Annotated in this window: 18 protein-coding genes, 1 other RNA gene and 1 pseudogene; 8 read left to right on the top strand and 12 right to left on the bottom strand. The window is 64.8% G+C overall.

The genetic code is table 11. The features are described from left to right. Nucleotides 1-44: 44 nt before the first annotated feature. The 7 genes and pseudogenes from BLR71_RS11880 to argH all read right to left on the bottom strand — a co-directional run bounded on the left by BLR71_RS11880 (nt 45) and on the right by argH (nt 6,254). Nucleotides 45-800, bottom strand: a complete 756-nt coding sequence (locus BLR71_RS11880) for an HAD family hydrolase (RefSeq protein ID WP_092526514.1) — start codon at nt 798-800, stop codon at nt 45-47. After that, nucleotides 797-1,714, bottom strand: coding sequence for a tyrosine recombinase XerC (locus tag BLR71_RS11875; RefSeq protein ID WP_092526511.1), 918 nt, complete (start codon nt 1,712-1,714; stop codon nt 797-799). The genes BLR71_RS11880 and BLR71_RS11875 overlap by 4 nt, the downstream gene beginning before the upstream one ends. Further along, nucleotides 1,707-2,444 (bottom strand): DUF484 family protein, encoded by a 738-nt coding sequence (locus tag BLR71_RS11870; RefSeq protein WP_092526508.1) that lies wholly within the window; start codon nt 2,442-2,444, stop codon nt 1,707-1,709. Before BLR71_RS11870 ends, BLR71_RS11875 begins: the two co-directional genes overlap by 8 nt. Nucleotides 2,445-2,499: 55 nt before the next feature. Then, nucleotides 2,500-3,333, bottom strand: coding sequence for a diaminopimelate epimerase (gene dapF / locus BLR71_RS11865; RefSeq protein ID WP_092526505.1), 834 nt, complete (start codon nt 3,331-3,333; stop codon nt 2,500-2,502). Beyond that, a complete protein-coding gene (gene lysA / locus BLR71_RS11860) occupies nt 3,333-4,607 on the bottom strand; it encodes a diaminopimelate decarboxylase (protein WP_092526502.1) in 1,275 nt (424 codons plus the stop codon). The genes dapF and lysA overlap by 1 nt, the downstream gene beginning before the upstream one ends. 122 nt (nt 4,608-4,729) lie before the next feature. Continuing rightward, a pseudogene (lptM, locus tag BLR71_RS18080) lies at nt 4,730-4,837 on the bottom strand (LPS translocon maturation chaperone LptM); the annotation flags it as partial. 13 nt (nt 4,838-4,850) lie between these two features. Next, nucleotides 4,851-6,254 (bottom strand): argininosuccinate lyase, encoded by a 1,404-nt coding sequence (argH, locus tag BLR71_RS11850; protein ID WP_092526655.1) that lies wholly within the window; start codon nt 6,252-6,254, stop codon nt 4,851-4,853. A 147-nt stretch (nt 6,255-6,401) separates the two neighbouring features. On the opposite strand from argH, the gene hemC reads away from it, so the two are divergent. The 4 genes from hemC to BLR71_RS11830 are packed head-to-tail and all read left to right on the top strand — an operon-like array spanning nt 6,402 to nt 11,001. Further along, on the top strand, nt 6,402-7,421 hold the full coding sequence (hemC, locus tag BLR71_RS11845; protein WP_092526496.1) for a hydroxymethylbilane synthase: 1,020 nt from the start codon (nt 6,402-6,404) through the stop codon (nt 7,419-7,421). A 2-nt stretch (nt 7,422-7,423) separates the two neighbouring features. Beyond that, on the top strand, nt 7,424-8,242 hold the full coding sequence (locus tag BLR71_RS11840; RefSeq protein WP_092526494.1) for a uroporphyrinogen-III synthase: 819 nt from the start codon (nt 7,424-7,426) through the stop codon (nt 8,240-8,242). 6 nt (nt 8,243-8,248) lie between these two features. After that, on the top strand, nt 8,249-9,781 hold the full coding sequence (locus BLR71_RS11835; RefSeq protein WP_092526491.1) for a uroporphyrinogen-III C-methyltransferase: 1,533 nt from the start codon (nt 8,249-8,251) through the stop codon (nt 9,779-9,781). Further along, nucleotides 9,778-11,001 carry a heme biosynthesis HemY N-terminal domain-containing protein gene (locus BLR71_RS11830; protein ID WP_092526488.1) on the top strand — a complete coding sequence of 408 codons (1,224 nt, stop codon included), beginning with the start codon at nt 9,778-9,780 and terminating at the stop codon, nt 10,999-11,001. Before BLR71_RS11835 ends, BLR71_RS11830 begins: the two co-directional genes overlap by 4 nt. Before the next feature lie 340 nt (nt 11,002-11,341). On the opposite strand, the gene ybiO is transcribed toward BLR71_RS11830, so the two are convergent. Next, entirely contained in the window at nt 11,342-13,708 is a 2,367-nt protein-coding gene (ybiO, locus tag BLR71_RS11825; protein ID WP_092526485.1) for a mechanosensitive channel protein, read from the bottom strand. Nucleotides 13,709-13,994: 286 nt separating this feature from the next. On the opposite strand from ybiO, the gene BLR71_RS17480 reads away from it, so the two are divergent. Then, on the top strand, nt 13,995-14,195 hold the full coding sequence (locus BLR71_RS17480) for a hypothetical protein (RefSeq protein ID WP_139172622.1): 201 nt from the start codon (nt 13,995-13,997) through the stop codon (nt 14,193-14,195). A 190-nt stretch (nt 14,196-14,385) separates the two neighbouring features. Here BLR71_RS17480 and rloA3 read toward each other — a convergent pair whose 3' ends face one another. From rloA3 to smpB, 3 genes are all read right to left on the bottom strand, one after another. Beyond that, nucleotides 14,386-14,937 carry a retropepsin-like aspartic peptidase RloA3 gene (rloA3, locus tag BLR71_RS11815; RefSeq protein WP_092526479.1) on the bottom strand — a complete coding sequence of 184 codons (552 nt, stop codon included), beginning with the start codon at nt 14,935-14,937 and terminating at the stop codon, nt 14,386-14,388. Nucleotides 14,938-15,138: 201 nt separating this feature from the next. Further along, nucleotides 15,139-15,519: a transfer-messenger RNA gene (ssrA, locus tag BLR71_RS11810) on the bottom strand. A gap of 76 nt (nt 15,520-15,595) precedes the next feature. Further along, nucleotides 15,596-16,081, bottom strand: a complete 486-nt coding sequence (gene smpB / locus BLR71_RS11805) for an SsrA-binding protein SmpB (RefSeq protein WP_092526476.1) — start codon at nt 16,079-16,081, stop codon at nt 15,596-15,598. 140 nt (nt 16,082-16,221) lie between these two features. On the opposite strand from smpB, the gene BLR71_RS11800 reads away from it, so the two are divergent. Next, complete coding sequence (locus tag BLR71_RS11800) at nt 16,222-16,668, top strand: type II toxin-antitoxin system RatA family toxin (RefSeq protein WP_092526473.1); 447 nt, start codon at nt 16,222-16,224, stop codon at nt 16,666-16,668. Beyond that, the gene (locus tag BLR71_RS11795; RefSeq protein WP_092526652.1) at nt 16,655-16,975 is read left to right on the top strand and encodes an RnfH family protein; all 321 of its coding nucleotides are present in this window, start codon (nt 16,655-16,657) and stop codon (nt 16,973-16,975) included. Before BLR71_RS11800 ends, BLR71_RS11795 begins: the two co-directional genes overlap by 14 nt. A 54-nt stretch (nt 16,976-17,029) precedes the next feature. Here the strand turns inward: BLR71_RS11795 and BLR71_RS11790 are convergent, their stop codons facing one another. Next, nucleotides 17,030-17,467, bottom strand: a complete 438-nt coding sequence (locus BLR71_RS11790) for an outer membrane protein assembly factor BamE (RefSeq protein WP_092526649.1) — start codon at nt 17,465-17,467, stop codon at nt 17,030-17,032. 72 nt (nt 17,468-17,539) lie between these two features. Here BLR71_RS11790 and fur point away from each other — a divergent pair, with 72 nt between their 5' ends. Then, on the top strand, nt 17,540-17,998 hold the full coding sequence (fur, locus tag BLR71_RS11785) for a ferric iron uptake transcriptional regulator (protein WP_092526470.1): 459 nt from the start codon (nt 17,540-17,542) through the stop codon (nt 17,996-17,998). The last annotated feature ends 95 nt before the right edge of the window (nt 17,999-18,093 follow it).

Here is an 18,093-nt window from a genome sequence, read left to right as displayed (position 1 = left end):
TCTATCACTCGGCCCCGCAGAGAGGTCGGTGGGCGACGCCAATATCAGCGGCCGTCTTCCTCTAGGCTCGCCAGCAGCGCGGGCAGCTCCCGCACGTGGCCCAACCGATGTACGCCCGGCAACGGCGAGGGTAGCCCCTCGTCACGCTTGTCGATCCACGCTACGCGCATTCCCAGGCGCTGGGCCGGCAGCACGTCTTCGGCCCAGGAGTCTCCCACATGCATGGCCTGTGAGGGCGTCGCCATCAGACGTGACAGAGCCGCCAGGAAAGGGCGCGCGTCGGGTTTGGGCGCGTGCATCTCGCCGGCGGCAATGCGCACCGGGAAATGACGCGCCAGCGGCAATCTCGTCAGATCGACGTTACCGTTGGTGACGGCGGCCAGACGGAAGTCCGCGCCGAGGCTTTCGAGCAGCGACTCGACCTCGGGATAGGGCGTGAGGCGATGGCGCAGGGTCATGAACTCGTCCATGGCGGCGGTGGCCCAGCGCCGAGACTCCTCGTTAGACAGTCCATACTCGGTCAGCAGCTCATAGAGGCTCTGCTCACGAATCCAGGTGAAGTCGCCACGACGCAGCGGGTGGCGCGCGGCCAGTTCGCCGCGGCGCTGCTGGTAGGCGGTGATCGGGAAACGCTCGCTGAAGCGGCCCAGGGTGTCGAGGCGCGGGGCGTGCCAGGTGGTCAGGGCCTCGTCGAGCCAGGCGTAGTGGCCGTTTTCCGTATGGACCATGACCTGGCCGTTATCCCAGAGGGTGTCGTCGAGGTCGAAGGTCAGGGCCGTCAGGGGGCGGGCCGGTGTCATGATGTTCCCTCGTCGGACGTCGGGCGGCGTCGCGCCCTTGGATGGGCGGCATCGTAGCTGGCGGCCAGGTGCTGCCAGTCGAGCCGGGTGTATACCTGGGTGGTCGAAAGATGGGCATGGCCAAGCAGCTCCTGGACAGCGCGCAGGTCCTGGCTCGATTCCAGCAGATGGCTGGCGAAGGAGTGGCGCAGCCGGTGCGGGTGCAGGTGCTCGGCAAGGCCGCGCTCCCGGGCAAGGGACGCCAGGCGAAGCTGAATGGCGCGATGGCCGAGTCGGGTGCCGCGCTTGCCGACGAACAGCGCCGGCTCGTCGGCCGCTGCCCACTGGCCGCGGGCCTTGATCCAGGCCTCCAGCGCCGCAGTGGCGCGGCGCCCGACCGGTACCTGGCGAGGCTTGCCACCCTTGCCGATCACGCGCACTCGCATCGATTCGAGATCGACCAGGTCGAGCGCCGCCAGTTCGGCCAGGCGCAGGCCGCTGGAATAGAAGAGCTCCAGCATGGCCTGGTCGCGGCGCGCCAACGGGCTGTCGTCATGCGGGGTGTTCAGGAAGTGCGCCAGTTGGTCGACGTCCACGGGGCGCGGCAAGTGCTGTGGCTGGCGCGGTGAGGGCGTTAGTGCCACCGGGTTATGGGTGAGGACGCCATCGTGCACCAGGGCGTCGGCGAAGCGTGACAGGGCCGCGCGGCGCCGGGCCAGGCTTCGCGGTGCCAGCCCGCGGCTGCGCTCCTGGCCCAGGAAGCGCCGCACCAGGGCGGCGTCCAGCTGCGACCAGGACTCAAGCGAGGCCTCCTCGGCGAAGGCGCGGAAGCGGGCCAAATCGCGCCGATAGGCATCGACGGTAGCCGGGCTTGCGTGGCGTGCCAAGGCTTCGAGGAAGGCCGTCAGCGGCGCCTCGAGGCTCGGCTCAGGCATGCCGTGGGGTGTCATGGGGCGGCGGGGCATGGCGGGTCAGCAGCCGTGCCACCACCTCGCCCACGTATTCGGTGAATAGAGTGTCGAGGCTCGCCCGGAAGTGGTCTGGGTCGGGGCTCGCCAGTACCAGGTAGCCCAGCGGCTCGCCTAGCGCCAGGCGGGTCAAGGCGCAGGAGCCTGGCTTGTCGGGCACCTTGGCGTGGGGCAGCAGGCGCTTCCAGTCGGTGACCGAGAGTCGCGCGCAGCGGCTGGCACGGCCATCGAGCAGCGCCGATAAGCGCGTCTCGGCGGCCGAGTCGAGGACCTGTCGCGGCGCCTGGGGCGGAGTGGCCTCGCCATCGCTGAGGCTGGACGGGCACCAGAGCGCCACCTGGGGAGTCTGAAAGCGCTCGCTGAGTTCCCGCGCCAGGGCCTGGCCCAGGTCGTCGTTGCTCTCGGTCTCGAGCAGGGCCAGTACCAGCTCCCGGATGCGGCGGTACTGCGCCTCGTTGTGGCGTGCCGACTCCAGCAGTGTCTCGAGACGCCATTCGGCGGTCTCGGCGCGGCCGCGCAGGTCATGGACCAGACGCTCGAGCAGCGAGGTGGCGCCGCGGCCCTCGGGATGCGGGACCTTTAGCTGCTGTAACAGGCCCTCTCGCCCTTCGAAGAAGTCAGGGTGGCGCGCCAGCCAGTGAGCGACCATCTCCGGGTCCAGGGTCTGGCGCGGCTCGGGGATCTTGGCACCGGCCATGGGGCACTCCTTCTGTCGTCTCGTTTCGCCATGCCATCGGAATAGCGGCGCGGGGTCAGCTTAGCGCGACCCGCCCGTCGAAGACACGCACAACCGGTCCGGTCATTACCAAAGGGGCATCCTGGTCCGGCCAGGCGATGGTCAGATCGCCGCCGCGCAGGTGCACGGTGACCGGGCTTTCGAGCAGGCCCTGACGGATGCCGCAGGCGACTGCCGCGCAGGCGCCGGTGCCGCAGGCCATGGTCTCTCCGCTGCCGCGCTCGAAGACCCGCAGGCGAATCTCGTGGGGCGACACCACCTGCATGAAGCCGACGTTGACGCGGCGCGGGAAGCGCGGGTGCGCTTCGATTGCGGGTCCCAAGCGAGCCACTGGGGCGGTGTCGATGTCCTCGACCCTGAGCACCGCATGAGGGTTGCCCATGGACGCCACGCCGATCTCGTGCGTTTCGCCGTCCACTTCCAGGCGGTGGCGCAGGCGATCCTCATCGGCCTCGAAGGGCAGGCTTTGGGGGGCAAAGCGGGGCACGCCCATGTCGACGCTGACCCGGCCGTCGTTCTCGACCTTGAGGGTCAGCGGGCCGCCGCGGGTCTCGACGTGGATCTCATGCTTGTGGGTCAGCCGCTGGTCGCGCACGAAGCGGGCGAAGCAGCGCGCGCCGTTGCCGCAGTTCTCCACTTCGCTGCCGTCGGCGTTGAAGATCCGGTAGCGAAAGTCCATGTCCGGGTCCAGCGGCGGTTCGACGATTAGCAGCTGATCGAAGCCGATGCCGAAGTGCCGGTCGGCCAGTTCGCGCACCTGCTCGTCGAGCAGCCTGGCCCGCTGGGTGATCAGGTCGACGACCATGAAGTCGTTGCCGAGCCCGTGCATCTTGGTGAAATGCAAAAGCATCAGCTCGCCTCCGGACCATCGGGGAGCAGCGCCTCGCCGTTCCACAGCTCCTCGACCCGCTCGCGGCGACGCACCAGGTGCAGCGTCTCGCCATCGACCATCACCTCGGCAGGCCGCGGGCGGCTGTTGTAATTCGAGGCCATCACGAAGCCATAGGCGCCGGCCGAGCGGACCGCCAGCAGATCGCCCGGGGCGATCGCCAGTTCCCGGTCCTTGCCCAGGAAGTCGCCGGTCTCGCAGACCGGGCCGGCCACATCGAAGGTGGCGCTTTCGCGGGGCTCGCGGGTGTCGACCGGCAGGATCGCCTGCCAGGCCTGGTATAGCGCCGGGCGAATCAGGTCGTTCATGGCCGCGTCGACGATGGCAAAGTTCTTGGTCTCGCCGGGCTTCAGGAACTCGACCCGGGTCAGCATCACCCCGGCGTTGGCGGCGATCGAGCGGCCCGGCTCGAACAGCAGGGTCAGCGAACGGCCGCCGCGACTCGCCAGGCGCTCGAGCAGGGCGGTGGCATAGGCGAAGGGCTCGGGAGGCCGCTCGCCCTGATAGGGCACGCCGAGACCGCCGCCGAGATCCAGATGCTCGACCTGGATGCCGCGTTCCTCTAAGCGCTCGAGCAGCGCCAGCAGGCGGTCGAGAGCATCGAGGAAGGGCGCAAGCTCGGTGAGCTGCGAGCCGATATGGCAGTCGACGCCGACCACCTCGAGATGAGGCAGGGCGGCGGCCCGCTCGTAGGCCGCCAGGGCGTCGTCCACCGGGATGCCGAACTTGTTGTCCTTGAGGCCGGTGGAAATATAGGGGTGAGTGCGGGCGTCGACGTCGGGATTGACCCGCAGCGACACCGGCGCCACCTTGCCGAGCCGTTCGGCGACGGCGTTGAGGCGCTCGAGTTCGGGCAGCGATTCGACGTTGAAGCACTTGATGCCAAGCTCCAGGGCGCGGGCCATCTCGTCTTCCTGCTTGGCAACGCCGGAGAACACCACTTTGGCGGGGTCGCCGCCGGCGGCCATCACCCGCTCCAGCTCGCCCCGGGACACGATGTCGAAGCCGGCGCCGAGGCGGGCCAGCACGTTGAGCACGGCGAGGTTGGAGTTGGCCTTGACCGCGTAGCAGATCAGGTGCGGGTGGCTGCCCAGCGCCTCATCGTAGGCGCGGAAATGCCGCTCCAGGGTAGCCCGGGAATAGACGTAGCAGGGCGTGCCGAAGCGCTCGGCGACCGACGCCAAGGGCACGTCTTCTGCATGCAGCACGCCGTTGCGGTAGTCGAAATGATCCATGCTCAGCTCTCGTCTTCGGGTGCGTCGGGGGCCGTATCGGCCGGCATGTTGTCCCCGGCCTGGTCGTTGCTATCGCCGTTTGCCGTCTTGCTCGGTTTCTCACTCGCTTGCTCACTGACCATGGCGGCGTTGTCGCCTTGGCGGTCAGCGGGCATATACAGCGGTCCTTTCTGGCCGCAGCCAGCGAGCAGCAGGGCGGTCGCCAGGGCGATGATCGTCAGGGCGCGCATCTCAGTCTTCATCTCAGCCCTCGCTACGCAGGGCCGCCAGGGCGTCGCGGGCGCGCTGGGCGGCGGCACGGACCTGATCCGGGGCGGTGCCACCGATGTGGTCGCGGGCCGCTACCGAGCCTTCCAGGGTCAGCACTTCGAAGACATCCTCGCCGATGATGTCGGAGAACTGCTGAAGCTCGTCGAGGGTCATCTCCGACAGGTCCTTGCCTTCCTTCAAACCGAAGGCGACCGATTGGCCGACGATCTCGTGGGCGTCGCGGAAGGCCACGCCCTTGCGCACCAGGTAGTCGGCGAGGTCGGTGGCGGTCGAGAACCCCTTGCGCGCTGCTTCATACATGCTGTCGGCCTTGGCCTCGATGGCCGGCACCATGTCGGCGAAGGCCTTGAGGCAACCCTTGACGGTATCGAGGGTGTCGAACAGCGGTTCCTTGTCTTCCTGATTGTCCTTGTTGTAGGCCAAGGGCTGCGACTTCATCAGCGTCAGCAGGCTCATCAGGTGACCGAAGACGCGGCCGCTCTTGCCGCGCACCAGTTCCGGCACGTCCGGGTTCTTCTTCTGCGGCATGATCGAGGAGCCGGTGCAGAAGCGGTCGGGCAGGTCGATAAAGTCGAACTGGGCGCTGGTCCATAGCACCAGTTCTTCGCTCATGCGCGACATGTGCATCAGCAACAGGCTGGCAAAGGACGTGAATTCGATGGCGAAGTCGCGATCGCTCACCGAGTCCAGGCTGTTCTCGCTGGGCCGCTCGAAGCCAAGCAGCTCGGCGGTGATGTGACGGTCGATGGGGAAGGTGGTGCCGGCCAGCGCCGCGGCGCCCAGCGGCATCACGTTGACGCGGCGGCGGCAGTCGAGCAGACGCTCGTGGTCGCGGGTCAGCATTTCCTGCCAGGCCAGCAGATGGTGGCCGAAGGTCACCGGCTGTGCAGTCTGCAGGTGCGTGAAGCCGGGCATGATGGTGTCGGCTTCGCCGGCGGCCAGTTCGATCAGCCCCCCACGCAGGCGGCCAAGCTCGGCGCTGACCGCATCGATCTCGTCGCGCAGGTAAAGACGAATGTCGGTGGCGATCTGGTCGTTGCGCGAGCGCCCGGTGTGCAGCTTCTTGCCGGTGATGCCGATCTTGTCGGTCAGCCGCGCCTCGAGATTCATATGCACGTCTTCGAGCTTCACCGACCAGGCGAAGCGGCCTTCGGCAATTTCCTGCTCGATTTCACCGAGGCCCTGGATGATGGCATCGCGCTCGTCGGTGGTCAGCACGCCGACCCGTTCGAGCATGGTGGCGTGGGCAATGGAACCGCGGATATCGTGGTGATAGAGGCGCTGGTCGAAGTCCACCGAGGCAGTGAAACGCTCGACGAAGGCATCGGTGGGCTCGCTGAAGCGACCGCCCCAGGACTGATTGGTAGACGTCGTCATCGGACTGGCAATCCCGCTGTGAAGTAGCATGAGAGTATGACTCCGGAGTGTACCAGAGTCGGCGGGACTGGCCACGCTGCCCGCCGGGGCGCAACAGCCGGGACGAGAGAATTTTTCCTGCTCTGGCGGGTGCTTTATGATGATGTCATGACCGACGCGGGCATCTCGCCCCGCTACCGTCTCGAGCGCCGCCCGAGACGCGTCTTGCCCCGATTGGAGATCACTGTGCCTGCCAAGCCAACCTTACGCATCGCCACCCGCAAGAGCCTTCTCGCCCTATGGCAAGCCGAGCATGTGCGCGACCGCCTGATGGCCCTGTACCCCGATCTCGAGGTCGAACTGGTGGCCATGTCCACTCGCGGTGACAAGATTCTCGACACGCCGCTGGCCAAGGTCGGCGGCAAGGGATTGTTCGTCAAGGAGCTCGAGGACGCCATGCTCGATGGCCGCGCCGACATCGCCGTGCACTCGATGAAAGACGTGCCGATGCACTTCCCGGAAGGGCTGGGGCTATCGGTGATCCTCGAGGGGGCCGAGCCCACCGATGCCTTCGTCTCCAACCAGTATTCTTCGCTAGATGAACTCCCCGAAGGCGCCCGAGTCGGCACCTCGAGCCTGCGGCGTGGCCTGCAGGTGCGCGAGGCGCGCCCGGACATTGAGGTGCTGAGCCTGCGTGGCAATGTCCAGACTCGCCTGCGAAAGCTCGATGACGGCGAATTCGACGCCATCATCCTTGCTACGTCCGGGCTCAAGCGCCTGGGGCTCGAGGACCGCATCGCCCAGGACATGCCCCCCGAGGTCAGCCTGCCGGCCTGCGGCCAGGGCGCCCTGGGCATCGAGTGCCGCAACGATGACGCCGACCTGGTGCGTCTTCTAGCGGCCCTCGATGACCCGGATACCGCAGCCCGGGTGCGCGCCGAGCGGGCCATGAACACCCGCCTCGAGGGCGGCTGCCAGGTGCCGATCGGCGGCCATGCGGTCTTCGAGGACGGCGGTCGCACCCTCTGGCTGCGTGCCCTGGTGGGCAACCCCGAAGGCACCCAGGTGCTGCGCGCCGAGGGGCGTGGCTCGGCTGAAGAGCCCGAGGCGCTGGGCATTCGGGTCGCCGAGGATCTGCTCGATCAGGGCGCCGGCGAGATTCTTGCCCGAGTCTACGGCGACGTTTGAGCATGGCGCCGCCGCGGGTACTGATCACCCGGCCCGGTGAGCGGGCACGACATCTGGCCGCCGCTATCGCGGCGACCGGTGCTACCCCCGAGCCCCTCGAGGTGATGCGCCTGGAAGCGCTGCCGGAAACTCCGGAGCAGCGCAGCCTCTGGCTGAACATCGATGAGTTCCGGCGAGTGGTGGTGGTCAGCCCCTTTGCGGCCGAGTGTTTGGCCGAAGCAGTCGATCGCTATTGGCCGCAGCTGCCGGTCGGTGTGGATTTTTATGCGGTAGGTGCCGCCACCGCCGCTATCCTGCATGAACGGCTCGGCGTTCGTGTCCATCTGCCAGGCGCCGGCCATGGCGCTGGCGAAACAGGCCAGGCGCAAGGGGATACCAGCGAGGCGTTGCTGGCGCTGCCTTCGCTGCAGGTGCTTAATGAGCAGAAAGTGTTGGTGGTGGCCGGCGAGGGGGGGCGCCCTTTGCTGGCCGATACCCTGGCGGCGCGTGGCGCTCGCCTGACCCGGCTAGCGGTCTACCGGCGGGTGCTTCTCACGCCAGAAGCGAGCATGCAGCAGCGGCTGGCGACTGGCGACTACGCCGCACTCGTGGTGAGTAGCGGCGAAATCCTCGAACATCTGGCAGGATGGTGCCAACCGGTAGCGTTGAACCAACCGCTAATCGTTTCCAGCCAGCGCTTGGCTACACTGGCAGGCAGCCTGGGTTTCGCGCGTTGTCGCGTAGCCACAGGCGCCACGCCAGTCGCTCTGGCGGCTGAAGTCGCCAGGGCCTGCCACCTGGACGGTGCCGATGTCGATCATGACGATCTTGAAAAGGGCTAGCGACAGATGAGCAAGCAATCACACGATCAGGACGAACCGCAGCAGGCGCCGGGCACTTCCGCCTCGGCCGCCGCTGCTCAGAATGACACCTCATCGTCGGGCGCCGAGTCGTCGACCGCCGATGCGCCGGATACCCGTTCAGCGGATGCATCTGGCACGGGCGAGGCGAACAAGACCAGTTCCCGCGGCCGCCCCAGGGGGCGTCGCGGCGGCAAGGGCCGCACCTCCAATGCCCGCGATAGCGCCGGCGCCCAGAGCGAAGACGCCTCGTCGCAGGCGAGCAGCAAGGGGGCGGAGAGCCAAAGCGCTGAGAACAAGAGCGCTGAAAGCAAAGGCGCAGAGAGCAAGGCGGCCAGCGGCACGAGTGACAAGGCCTCGGCCGGCGCATCGGCGTCGAGCACTCAGGCCACAAAGTCCTCGGCTGCAACGTCAAAGGCTTCTTCAACTGGTCCGACAGCGGCTGGCGCCGGAGGCACCGGCCAGGGCGGTTCCGCCACGGCGGCCTCAGGCGGGAACGGCGGCGGGCGTCAGACCGCCGGTATCCTTGCGCTGGTGCTGGTGATCCTGTTGGCCGTGGGCGTGGCGGCCGCTGGCTGGTTCGGCTGGCAGCGCCTGGAGCAGCAGCAACAGCGCCTGGCGCAGGTCGATTCCAACAGCGAGGCCGTCAGCACCCTGGAGAGTCGCCTCAGCGAGGCCGAGCAGGCCCGCGCCTCGGTGGATGACGCCGTGACCAGCGTCCAAAGTGAGTTTTCCGACTACCAAAGCCAGGTCAATGACACCCTGGATGGCGTGCTCGATGAGCTCAATAGCCAGCAGCAGACCGATGAGCGCGAGTGGCTGCATGCCGAAGTCGCTTACCTGCTGCGCCTGGCCAACCAGCGGCTGCAGCTCGAGCGTGATGTGGGCGGCGCCATGGCGCTGCTTGAGACCGCCGACAAGCGTCTGAAAGAGGCCGACAACCCGGCGCTGTTGCCGGTGCGCCGGGCCGTTGCCGATGAACTCGCCAAGCTGGATGCGGTGCCGAAGGTCGATCGCACCGGTCTCTACCTGTCGCTGAATGCCCAGCAGGAGCAGCTGGCCAGCCTGCCCCTCAAGCAGGATGTGGCCGAGATCGCCGCCGAAGGCAAGATCGAGACGCCTCCCAGCGGAGACTGGCAGCAGCAGCTCAAGCGCTTTGGCAGCGAGCTCAAGGATCTGGTCACGGTGCGCCGCCACGACCAGGCCCTGGAAGCCCTGATCACCCCCGAGCAGGAATCCTACCTGCGTCAGAACGTGCGTCTGGTGATCGAGCAGGCCCAGCTGGCGCTGCTTAAAGAAGAGCCAGAGCTGTACCGGGCCAGCCTCGACAAGGCCGTGACCCTGATCAAGGGCTACTACGATACCGATCGCGATAGCGTCAAAACCTCCATCGCCCGTCTCAGCGAGATGCGTGACAAGACGATTCGCCCCGAGCTTCCGGACATCAGCGGTTCTCAGCAGGCCATGGCGCACTTCATGCAGACGCGTTTCGATGCCGGTGCCCAGGGAGGTGATGCATGAGAAAGCTGATCCTGCTGATCGTTCTGGGGCTGGCCGTTGGCGCCCTGTTTGGGCAGCTGATGCAGACATTACCCGGCTACTGGCTGGTGCGCGTCGGCGATACCTCAGTGCAGACCTCATTCTGGTTCGGCCTGGTGCTACTGCTAGGGGCTTTCCTGGTGCTGCATTTCGCGCTGCGCCTGCTGATGCGCATGCGCCGGCCGGTCAGCCGCCTCAAGCTGTGGAGCAGCCGCAACCGTAACCGCAACGCCATGCGTCGCACGGTACGTGGCCTGGTGGCGTTGGCCGAAGGGCGCTGGAAGCGCGCCGAGAAGTCGCTGGTCAAGGCGGCCGATGATTCCAGTACGCCGCTGGTCAACTATCTTTCCGCGGCGCTGGCGGCCCACTATCAGGGGCGCTACGAGCAGGCCGATACCCTGCTCAAGCGCGCTCATCTCTCTACCGAGGGCGCCGACACGGCAGTGGGCATGGTGCAGGCCCAGTTGATGCTCGACCGCCAGCACTACGAGGAAGCGCTGGCGACCCTGACGCGCCTCGACAAGCAGCTGCCCGACCACCCGCAGATCCTCAAGCTGCTCAAGCAGGCGTACCTGAGTGTCAGCGACTGGGATGGTCTGCGCCGGCTGATGCCGCGCCTCGCGAGACATCAACTGATCGCCGAGGACGAACGCCAGGAGCTCGAGCAGCGTGCCTATCGGGAGCTGATCGTGCAGGCCTCGCGCAATCCCGACGATATCGAGCGAGTGCGTAACCTGTGGGCCGACATGCCCGACCACCTGCGCAGTAATATCGAGCTGGTGGGGCTTTACGCCGAAGCGCTGGTGCGCGGCGGCGAGGAAGGCATCGCCGAGCGCCTGCTGCGCCATTCGCTGAAGGATCACTGGGATGCACGGTTGGTGCTTCGCTACGGGCTTCTCAACGTCGATGCGTCGCGCCAGCTGGCCTATGCCGAGAAGTGGCTGCAGGAGCGTCCCAACGACCCGGACCTGCTGCTGACCCTGGGGCGTCTGTCGCTGCGCAACGCCTATTGGGGCAAGGCCCAGGAATACTTCGAGTCGAGCCAGCGTCAGCGCCCCAGTGGCGTGGTCTGTGCCGAGTTGGCCAGGCTGTTTGCCAATCTTGGCGAGCACAACAAGAGCCAACTCTACTATCGCCAGAGCGTCGAGCTACTCGACCGCTCGCTGCCCGCCCTGCCTCAGCCAAGCGATGTCAATCGCTGAGCCATTTCCCGCTTTGCTCTTCCGGGCGCCCTCGTGGCGCCCTTTTTTTATGCCGCTGGGTATCTATCACCCGGCTGGGGTAGCGCTAGCCCTGCCTTGAGCCTGGGCGCTCAGAGGTCAGCATGAACAAGCCGGGTCGATGCCGCTTGCCCACCAGTCTCAGGCTCGGGCCAGGGGGGACCCAGGCCGGGGCGAGCAGAAGGACAGTGACCGGCCCAGGTGATGGCTTGCCAGGGATGGCCGTCAACGCTTGGCGATATGCTCGCGGTTCAGAAGCCGGGCATAAAAAAGGGCCACCCAAGGGTGGCCCATGATCGATCCTTGTCTATTTGATTCAGGATCAGGTCTCGTCGCTCTCACCGTCGTAGTCGACCGCGGGAATCGATCCCTTGCCTTGCTCGACCGGCTGCTCATCGTGAGATTCGTCGTCCTTGTCGGCACTGGAGCGGCGCTTAGCACGCCCTTCCAGGACGCGAATGTTGCCGGCTGGCGCCGAGCCATCCTTGTCCTCGCCGAAATAGAGCGTGGTATGCGGGAAGGGAATCTCGATGCCTGCCGCGTCGAAGTGCATCTTGACCAAGCGATTGTAGGCACGACCGGTGGCCCACTGGGTGCCCGGCGTGGTCTTCAGGCGCACGCGGATGTTCACCGAGCTGTCGGCCAGAGCGATGACGCCGGCGACTTCCAGCGGCGCAAGCAGATTCTGCTTGTGGTCGTCGCTGGCGGATAGCTCCTCGAAGGCATCCTTCAGGCACTCGATCGCCTCGTCGATGCTCTCGCGATAGGCGATGCCGTATTCCCCGACGTGATAGGCGAACTCACGCATGTAGTTGGATACGGTATCGACGCTTGAGAAGGGCACGATGTGGTAGGTGCCGGACAGGTCGCGGATGCCCACGGAGCGGATGCTCAAGCGCTCAGCGGTGCCGGTGACGCCACCCACGGTAACCACATCGCCGGTGTTCATGGCGTTTTCCACCTGGATGAACACCCCGGTGATGATGTCCTGTACTAGCTTCTGGGCACCGAAACCGATGGCCAGGCCCAGCACCCCGGCACCTGCGATCAGCGGGCCGATATTGATGCCGATCTCGGACAGCGCAATCATCAGCGTCATGGCGATGATGGTGATGGCCAGGGCGTTGCGGAACAGGCTCAGCAGCGTTTGGGCGCGCGCCGTGGGCTCGCCGCTGCCGGTTTCGGGGTTGAGGCGGTGCTCGATCAAGCTGGCAAGCCCGATCCAGATGGCCATGGCCACGGTCACGATCAGCAGCACGCTGACGACCTTGGCGACCAGGCCGTGGCCCAGGTCGGTGGCATACCAGGCGGCCAGGTCGAAGATGCCCCAGGCGCTGGCAGCGATCATGATCACGGTGATCAGGATCAGCACCCGAACCACGCGCAGCAGGTTGGGCACGTAGGCATTCAAGCGCGTTTCGAGCAGCGGCAGTTTGCGCTTGAGGTCATCCGGCAGCCGAATGCGCTTGCCGATGGTTTGGGTCAGGAAGCTGGAGATCAGCATGCCGGCGCCAACCACGACGAGGGTCTGTAAGGTCGCGATCATCACGAAGGGCAGCGCATCTTCCGGGCGGGTGAAGGTCAGCACCAGCACCATCAGGAAGTAGGCGATCGCCAGCAGATGCCATACGCGGGCAAACAGCTTCAGCGAGACCCGGGTGGCACTCATGGTGGCCTTGGCGGCATGGGCATTGATGCCGTCGCGCAGGCGCTGACGGTTCTTGAGTACCACGCCTACGGCATAAATGAAGGCGGCGATCATGATCAGGGCGCCTACGCCTTCGCCAAGGGCCGGCGACAGGTAGTAGTTGAGCAGCGGTACCACCACCATCAGGCCGTAGCCGACCAGGCCGATCAGGCGAGCCAGCCAGCGGTTCCAGTAGCTCGCTTCTTTGGCTGTGATGGGCAGCAGGCGCAGCCCCTCGTAGCGAGAGGCGAACAGCATGCGTACCCCCGCCTTGAGCAGTTCGATGACCAGGAAGGCATTGAGGAACAGCGAGGCGCGGGTCGACAGCTCGCCGCTTTCGCCGATAGCGAAAGTGGCCAGCAGGTTGCCGCCCACGTAGGCCAGCGCAATCACCAGCACGTCGACGAAGGCGGCGATCGCCACGGCCAGCACCAGGCGAAGCACTGGCGTCATGCCGGCCCCCTGCTGGGACCAACGGCCGACCGATGAGAAGGCCGGGCGTGCAATGCGCCTGAGCGCGACGAACACCACAAAGGTGGCGATGATCACCAGCCCCAGGTTCAGTGCCGCCGAGCTGAAGGCGTCCATGTCGAACGCCTGCCCCGTGCCGGACCCCTGGAAAATGCCGCTGAGCGCTGCCACGAGCCCCTCGAGCTGGCTGCCGATCTCGCTGGCGATCGTGCTGGTCATTTCGGCCAGCTGGCGCGGCAGGGAGGCCGCATTGGCTTCCTGGCCGCTAGGGGCCTGATCGGCGGCGGCCGCGGTGCTCGAGTCGGTTGCGGCCTGAGCGCTCTCCTTGGCGCCTTCCTGGGCGCTATCGGCCATGCCTCGCAGTTGGTCGATCAGCTGGGATCGGGTTGCCTCATTTTCCAGCAGGTCAGCCAGCGTGGAGTAGGCGGGGGCATCGGAGGGAGGGCTCTCTTGAGCCTGTGCCGGCAAGCCGAACAGCATCAGCGCCGTCAGCAGCCAGACCGTCAAGGGTAGCAGTCGCGATTTCAGCACACATGTCTCCATGTAATGGGGGTGAATGGTGTGGGGCGCTCTGCGGCGCGTTGCTCGGTATCACAGCATGCGCGGAGGCCAGTCACAAGACGTTGCCTGTCATGCCGTGGTCATGTCGTTACGCTATAAACGTCGCCGGATTGGCGCCAGTGCCAGCTATTGTCTCATGATTAGTCTCTAGTTATACAGAGATTGTACATTGAGCAATTTGTCGTGCACTATACAATACCAGAAGTCGTCGGCGCAGGAAGCGCGTGACGCATCACATCACCACGAGGGAAGCGGTATGTTGGAAGTTCGTTTGGAGCTGGAATGTGCGCTGTGCGGAGCCCAGCATTTCCGAATTCCCACCTGCGATGAAGACCGGCAAGTGGTGACCTGTGCCCGCTGTCATAGCGTCAAATGTCGGGCAGAGGATCTGGAGTGGCGTATGGCGCAGGCCAGCGAAATGCGCCGTAGATCCAAAGAGACCCTGCTGGCCAGCTGAATATTCGCGCATCGGGCGTCTGCTTGGCGCCCGATGCCAAGTCTTGGTGCTAGGCCTCTCGGTCAATGCCGACCACAAGAGGCCTTAGACAATGGTTTTCGAGACGTCGTTTTTGGCAAGCAAGCAGTACCTTGAGCAGTACCTTCGACCACCCGCTCGCGGGTGGTCTTTTTTATGCCTGCCAGGGGCGCTATTTCTCGTCGGCGTAGGGCACCGTCTTGGAGTCCTCGTCGCAGCCAGGGTCGCTGAGGAAGGTCTTGTCGACATCCAGCACGCCCAGGTGGCTAATGGTGCGACGACCCAGTAGCAGCGGATAGTTCATCTTGCTGCGATTACGCAGGCTGAAGTCTTCCTCGTAGCGGGTATCGCCCAGGCAGATGGTCATGATGACGGTTGGACGATGCGAGGTGCCGCCGGCGCCACGCAGTACCAGGTCGCGATTTACCGGCCGTTCGAGGGTCTTTTCAAACATCTCGCCTGTTGCTTCATCTTCGAGCTCGAGCCGGAAGCGCACCCAGTCTTCGTCATCTTTCTCGAAGCGCTCGATGTCGCGGGCATCCAGCGACGAGGTCAGGGCGCCGCTGTCGAGCTTGGCCTTTACCTCAACGCCCCAGGGTTCGACGAGGGCTTTTTCAACCCAGCCGAAGACCGGCTGTTCGGTGGTTTCCTGCGCAAGTGCCGGCGTCAGGGTGGTAGTGGCCAGCAGGGTGGCCAGGGACAGGTGGCGCATCAAGGCAAACATCGAACCTCCTCGGCATAGTTTAGCGCAGTGAGAGTCAATCCAAGCGTGATGGTTCCACTGCCTGTGACTTAGAGCAAGCCCCGAGGGCCCAGTGCGGCAGTGGCTGGGGTGAAAGTGGAAGTTGGTTTGGGCGTTTTCTGCTGTTGATGGAGGAGGCGGAAACGAAAAAAGCCACCCGGTTGGGTGGCTTTTCTCTGGTGTTGGTGGAGGCGGCGGGAATTGAACCCGCGTCCGCCGACACGCGCTCTTCGGCTCTACATGCTTAGGTCCGTCTTTTGATTTAGCAGGACTGGCTCCGACGGGCAGGATCCAGTACCGCGATTCTTCTAAAGTTTAACGTTTGGCAGGAAGACGCTACCAACCGCGATCCCATTATCTTTGGCTCTTATCCCGTCCGTCACGAATGGGCACGTAACTTCTGGGCCAGGCTAACAACTAACAGCTATTTAAGCTGCCAGTGCGCCCTGAGCGTAGTTGTCGTCGTTTGCGACTATTTAGTCGTGATGTTGGATTTACGAGATACATCACGCTCTCGGCATGCACCTAGGAGGTTGTCATCGGCGTCGAAGCCATGTCGCCCCCGTGGAACGTCTTCAGTTTAACAGGTGGGGCCATCTTTACGCCAGTTCAAGGTGTACGGACGTAAAATATGACCGCCTTACTTGGCGTCGCGCATGATGCGTGCCTTCTGGCGATTCCAATCGCGCTCCTTCTCGGTGGCTCGCTTGTCGTGCTGCTTCTTGCCCGTCACCAGTGCCAGCTCGCACTTGATCAGGTTCTGCTTCCAGTAGAGCTTGAGGGGCACGCAGGTGTGCCCTTTGTCCTGGGTGCGCGAGAAGATCTTGGCGATCTCCTTGCGATGCAGCAGCAGCTTGCGGGTCCGGGTCGGATCGGCAAGCTCATGCGTGCTGATGGTGTTGAGCGGCGTGATATGACTGCCCAGCAGCCAGGCTTCGCTGTTCTTGATCAGGATGTAAGTGTCGGTGAGCTGGGCCTTGCCCGCGCGCAGACTCTTCACCTCCCAGCCGGACAGAGCCAGGCCGGCCTCGAAGGTCTCGTCGATGTGATACTCGAAGCGCGCCTTCTTGTTCTGGGCGATGACGTTGCTGCTCGGGCCCTTGCCCTTGCCTTTTTTATTGGCCATGGAACCTCTGTCTCGATATGCCTCGGTGTTCGCTTCACTGCGTTGGATGGTAGGTGGGGGGAAGCGTGATACCATTCAAGGCCTGACGAATTAACCGCTCATGATACGCCCAAGCCCCTGTAAAGTCAGCGGAGAGGTAGATGCCAACGGTCAATCGGTCCGCCCTGGTGCGGCACTCCCCCCAGGCGATGTTCGACCTGGTCAATGATTTCGAACGCTACCCGGAGTTTCTGCCGGGCTGTCGACGGGCCCGTCTGATCGAGTCAGATGAGGAGCACCTGATTGGTGAGCTGACGCTTGCCAAGGCTGGCGTCGAGCAAAGCTTCACAACGCGCAACGACCTCTACAGCCCCGAGCGCATCGAGCTGTCGCTGGTGCAGGGGCCGTTTCGGCGCCTGCGCGGACGCTGGCTATTCACGCCGATGGGCGAGCAGGCCTGCAAGGTGAGCCTGGAGATGGAATTCGAGTTTGCCAACCGCTTGCTGGGCATGGCCTTTGGCAAGCTCTTTCAGCAGGTGGCCGGTCAACTGGTCGACTCCTTCTCGCGCCGTGCCAATGACCTCTATGGCGGCGATGGACGCTACTGAGGCAGGCCCGATCCGGGTCGAGGTGGCCTACGCGCTGCCGACACGCCAGAAGATCGTCGACATGCAGGTACCGCCCGGCACCACGGCTCGCCAGGCGGTATCGATGGCGGAGCTGGGGCGGTACTTTCCCGATGTGCCGGCAGAGGCGTTCCTGAAGGCGGACCTGGGAATCTTCGGTAAGGCCCTGCGTGACCCCGAGCGCCATGCCCTGCGCGAGGGAGACCGGGTCGAGGTCTATCGGCCGCTCAAGATCGACCCCAAGGCCGCGCGTGCTGCTCGCGCGGCCAAGGCGGCGACATCCCGCTAGTGCTGGCTCGGCGTAGCGGCCGCTACGCCGAGCCTTCGCGCACTCTCCCCAGCGTTATTCGATCGGCGTACCCACGGTGGGCGCATTGCCCGGGCGCAGCGGCACCGAATCGTCCTCGGGCATGTTGTCGGGGCCCATGCCCGGCTGAGCGGTGAAGTCCAGCGCCTCATCGAAGTCGCCGCTCATGCTCATGTCGACCAGGCGGTTGTTCTCGAAGCTCAGGGTCACGCGTCGCTTATCGACCCCACCGTAGGCCTTGTCGAGGCGGAACAGGTAATCCCATTCGTCGTCACTGAAGGGCGCCTCGAGCAGCGGACTGCCCATGATCGCCTTGACCTGGCTGCGGCTCATGCCGGGCTGCAGCTGGCTGACAGCGTCCTGGGTCACCAGGTTGCCCTGAACCAGATCGCGCTTGTAAACGCCCAGATAACTGCACCCGGTGACTAGCGTCAGGGTCAGCGAAAGGGTGACTATTTTCATCAACTTTTGCATTTGCGCCTGTTCTTCACTATCGTGGATTCGGTCGATCATACCCGACCCTACACGTTACTGCGAAGAGCAACCATGGCCGACCAGAACCATGAACTGCGCAAGGCGGGCCTCAAGGTCACACTGCCGCGCGTCAAGATACTGCAGATCCTCGAGAATGCCCCCGACCAGCATCACCTGAGCGCAGAAGACGTCTATAAGGCGTTACTGGACGCAGGCGAAGATGTCGGGCTCGCTACCGTCTACCGCGTGCTGACTCAGTTCGAGTCTGCAGGCCTGGTGGTGCGCCATAATTTCGATGGCGGGCATGCCGTTTTCGAGCTGTCTCATGATGAACACCATGACCATATGGTGTGCCTCGAGAGCGGCGAGATCGTCGAGTTCTACGATGAACAAATCGAGCGGCGCCAGCAGGAGATCGTCGATGAGCATGGCTACGAGCTCGTCGACCACGCGCTGGTGCTCTATGTGCGCCCCAAGGGTTCCAAGGCCACGCGCCAGGAAATTCCGAATCCCAAGTCGTCTAAATCCTGAGAATAGCGCCTGGCAGGCCGCTATCGACAAGGCATGGTTGAGCCGCACTCGCCGTGCCTGCGCCTGACAGCGATCTATCTCACAAAGACGCCGAC

It is taken from the genome of Onishia taeanensis, from assembly GCF_900100755.1.
Lineage (GTDB): Bacteria > Pseudomonadota > Gammaproteobacteria > Pseudomonadales > Halomonadaceae > Onishia > Onishia taeanensis.
The sequence above is the reverse complement of the archived record's forward strand: the minus strand, read 5'-3'. Positions and strand labels throughout refer to the sequence as shown.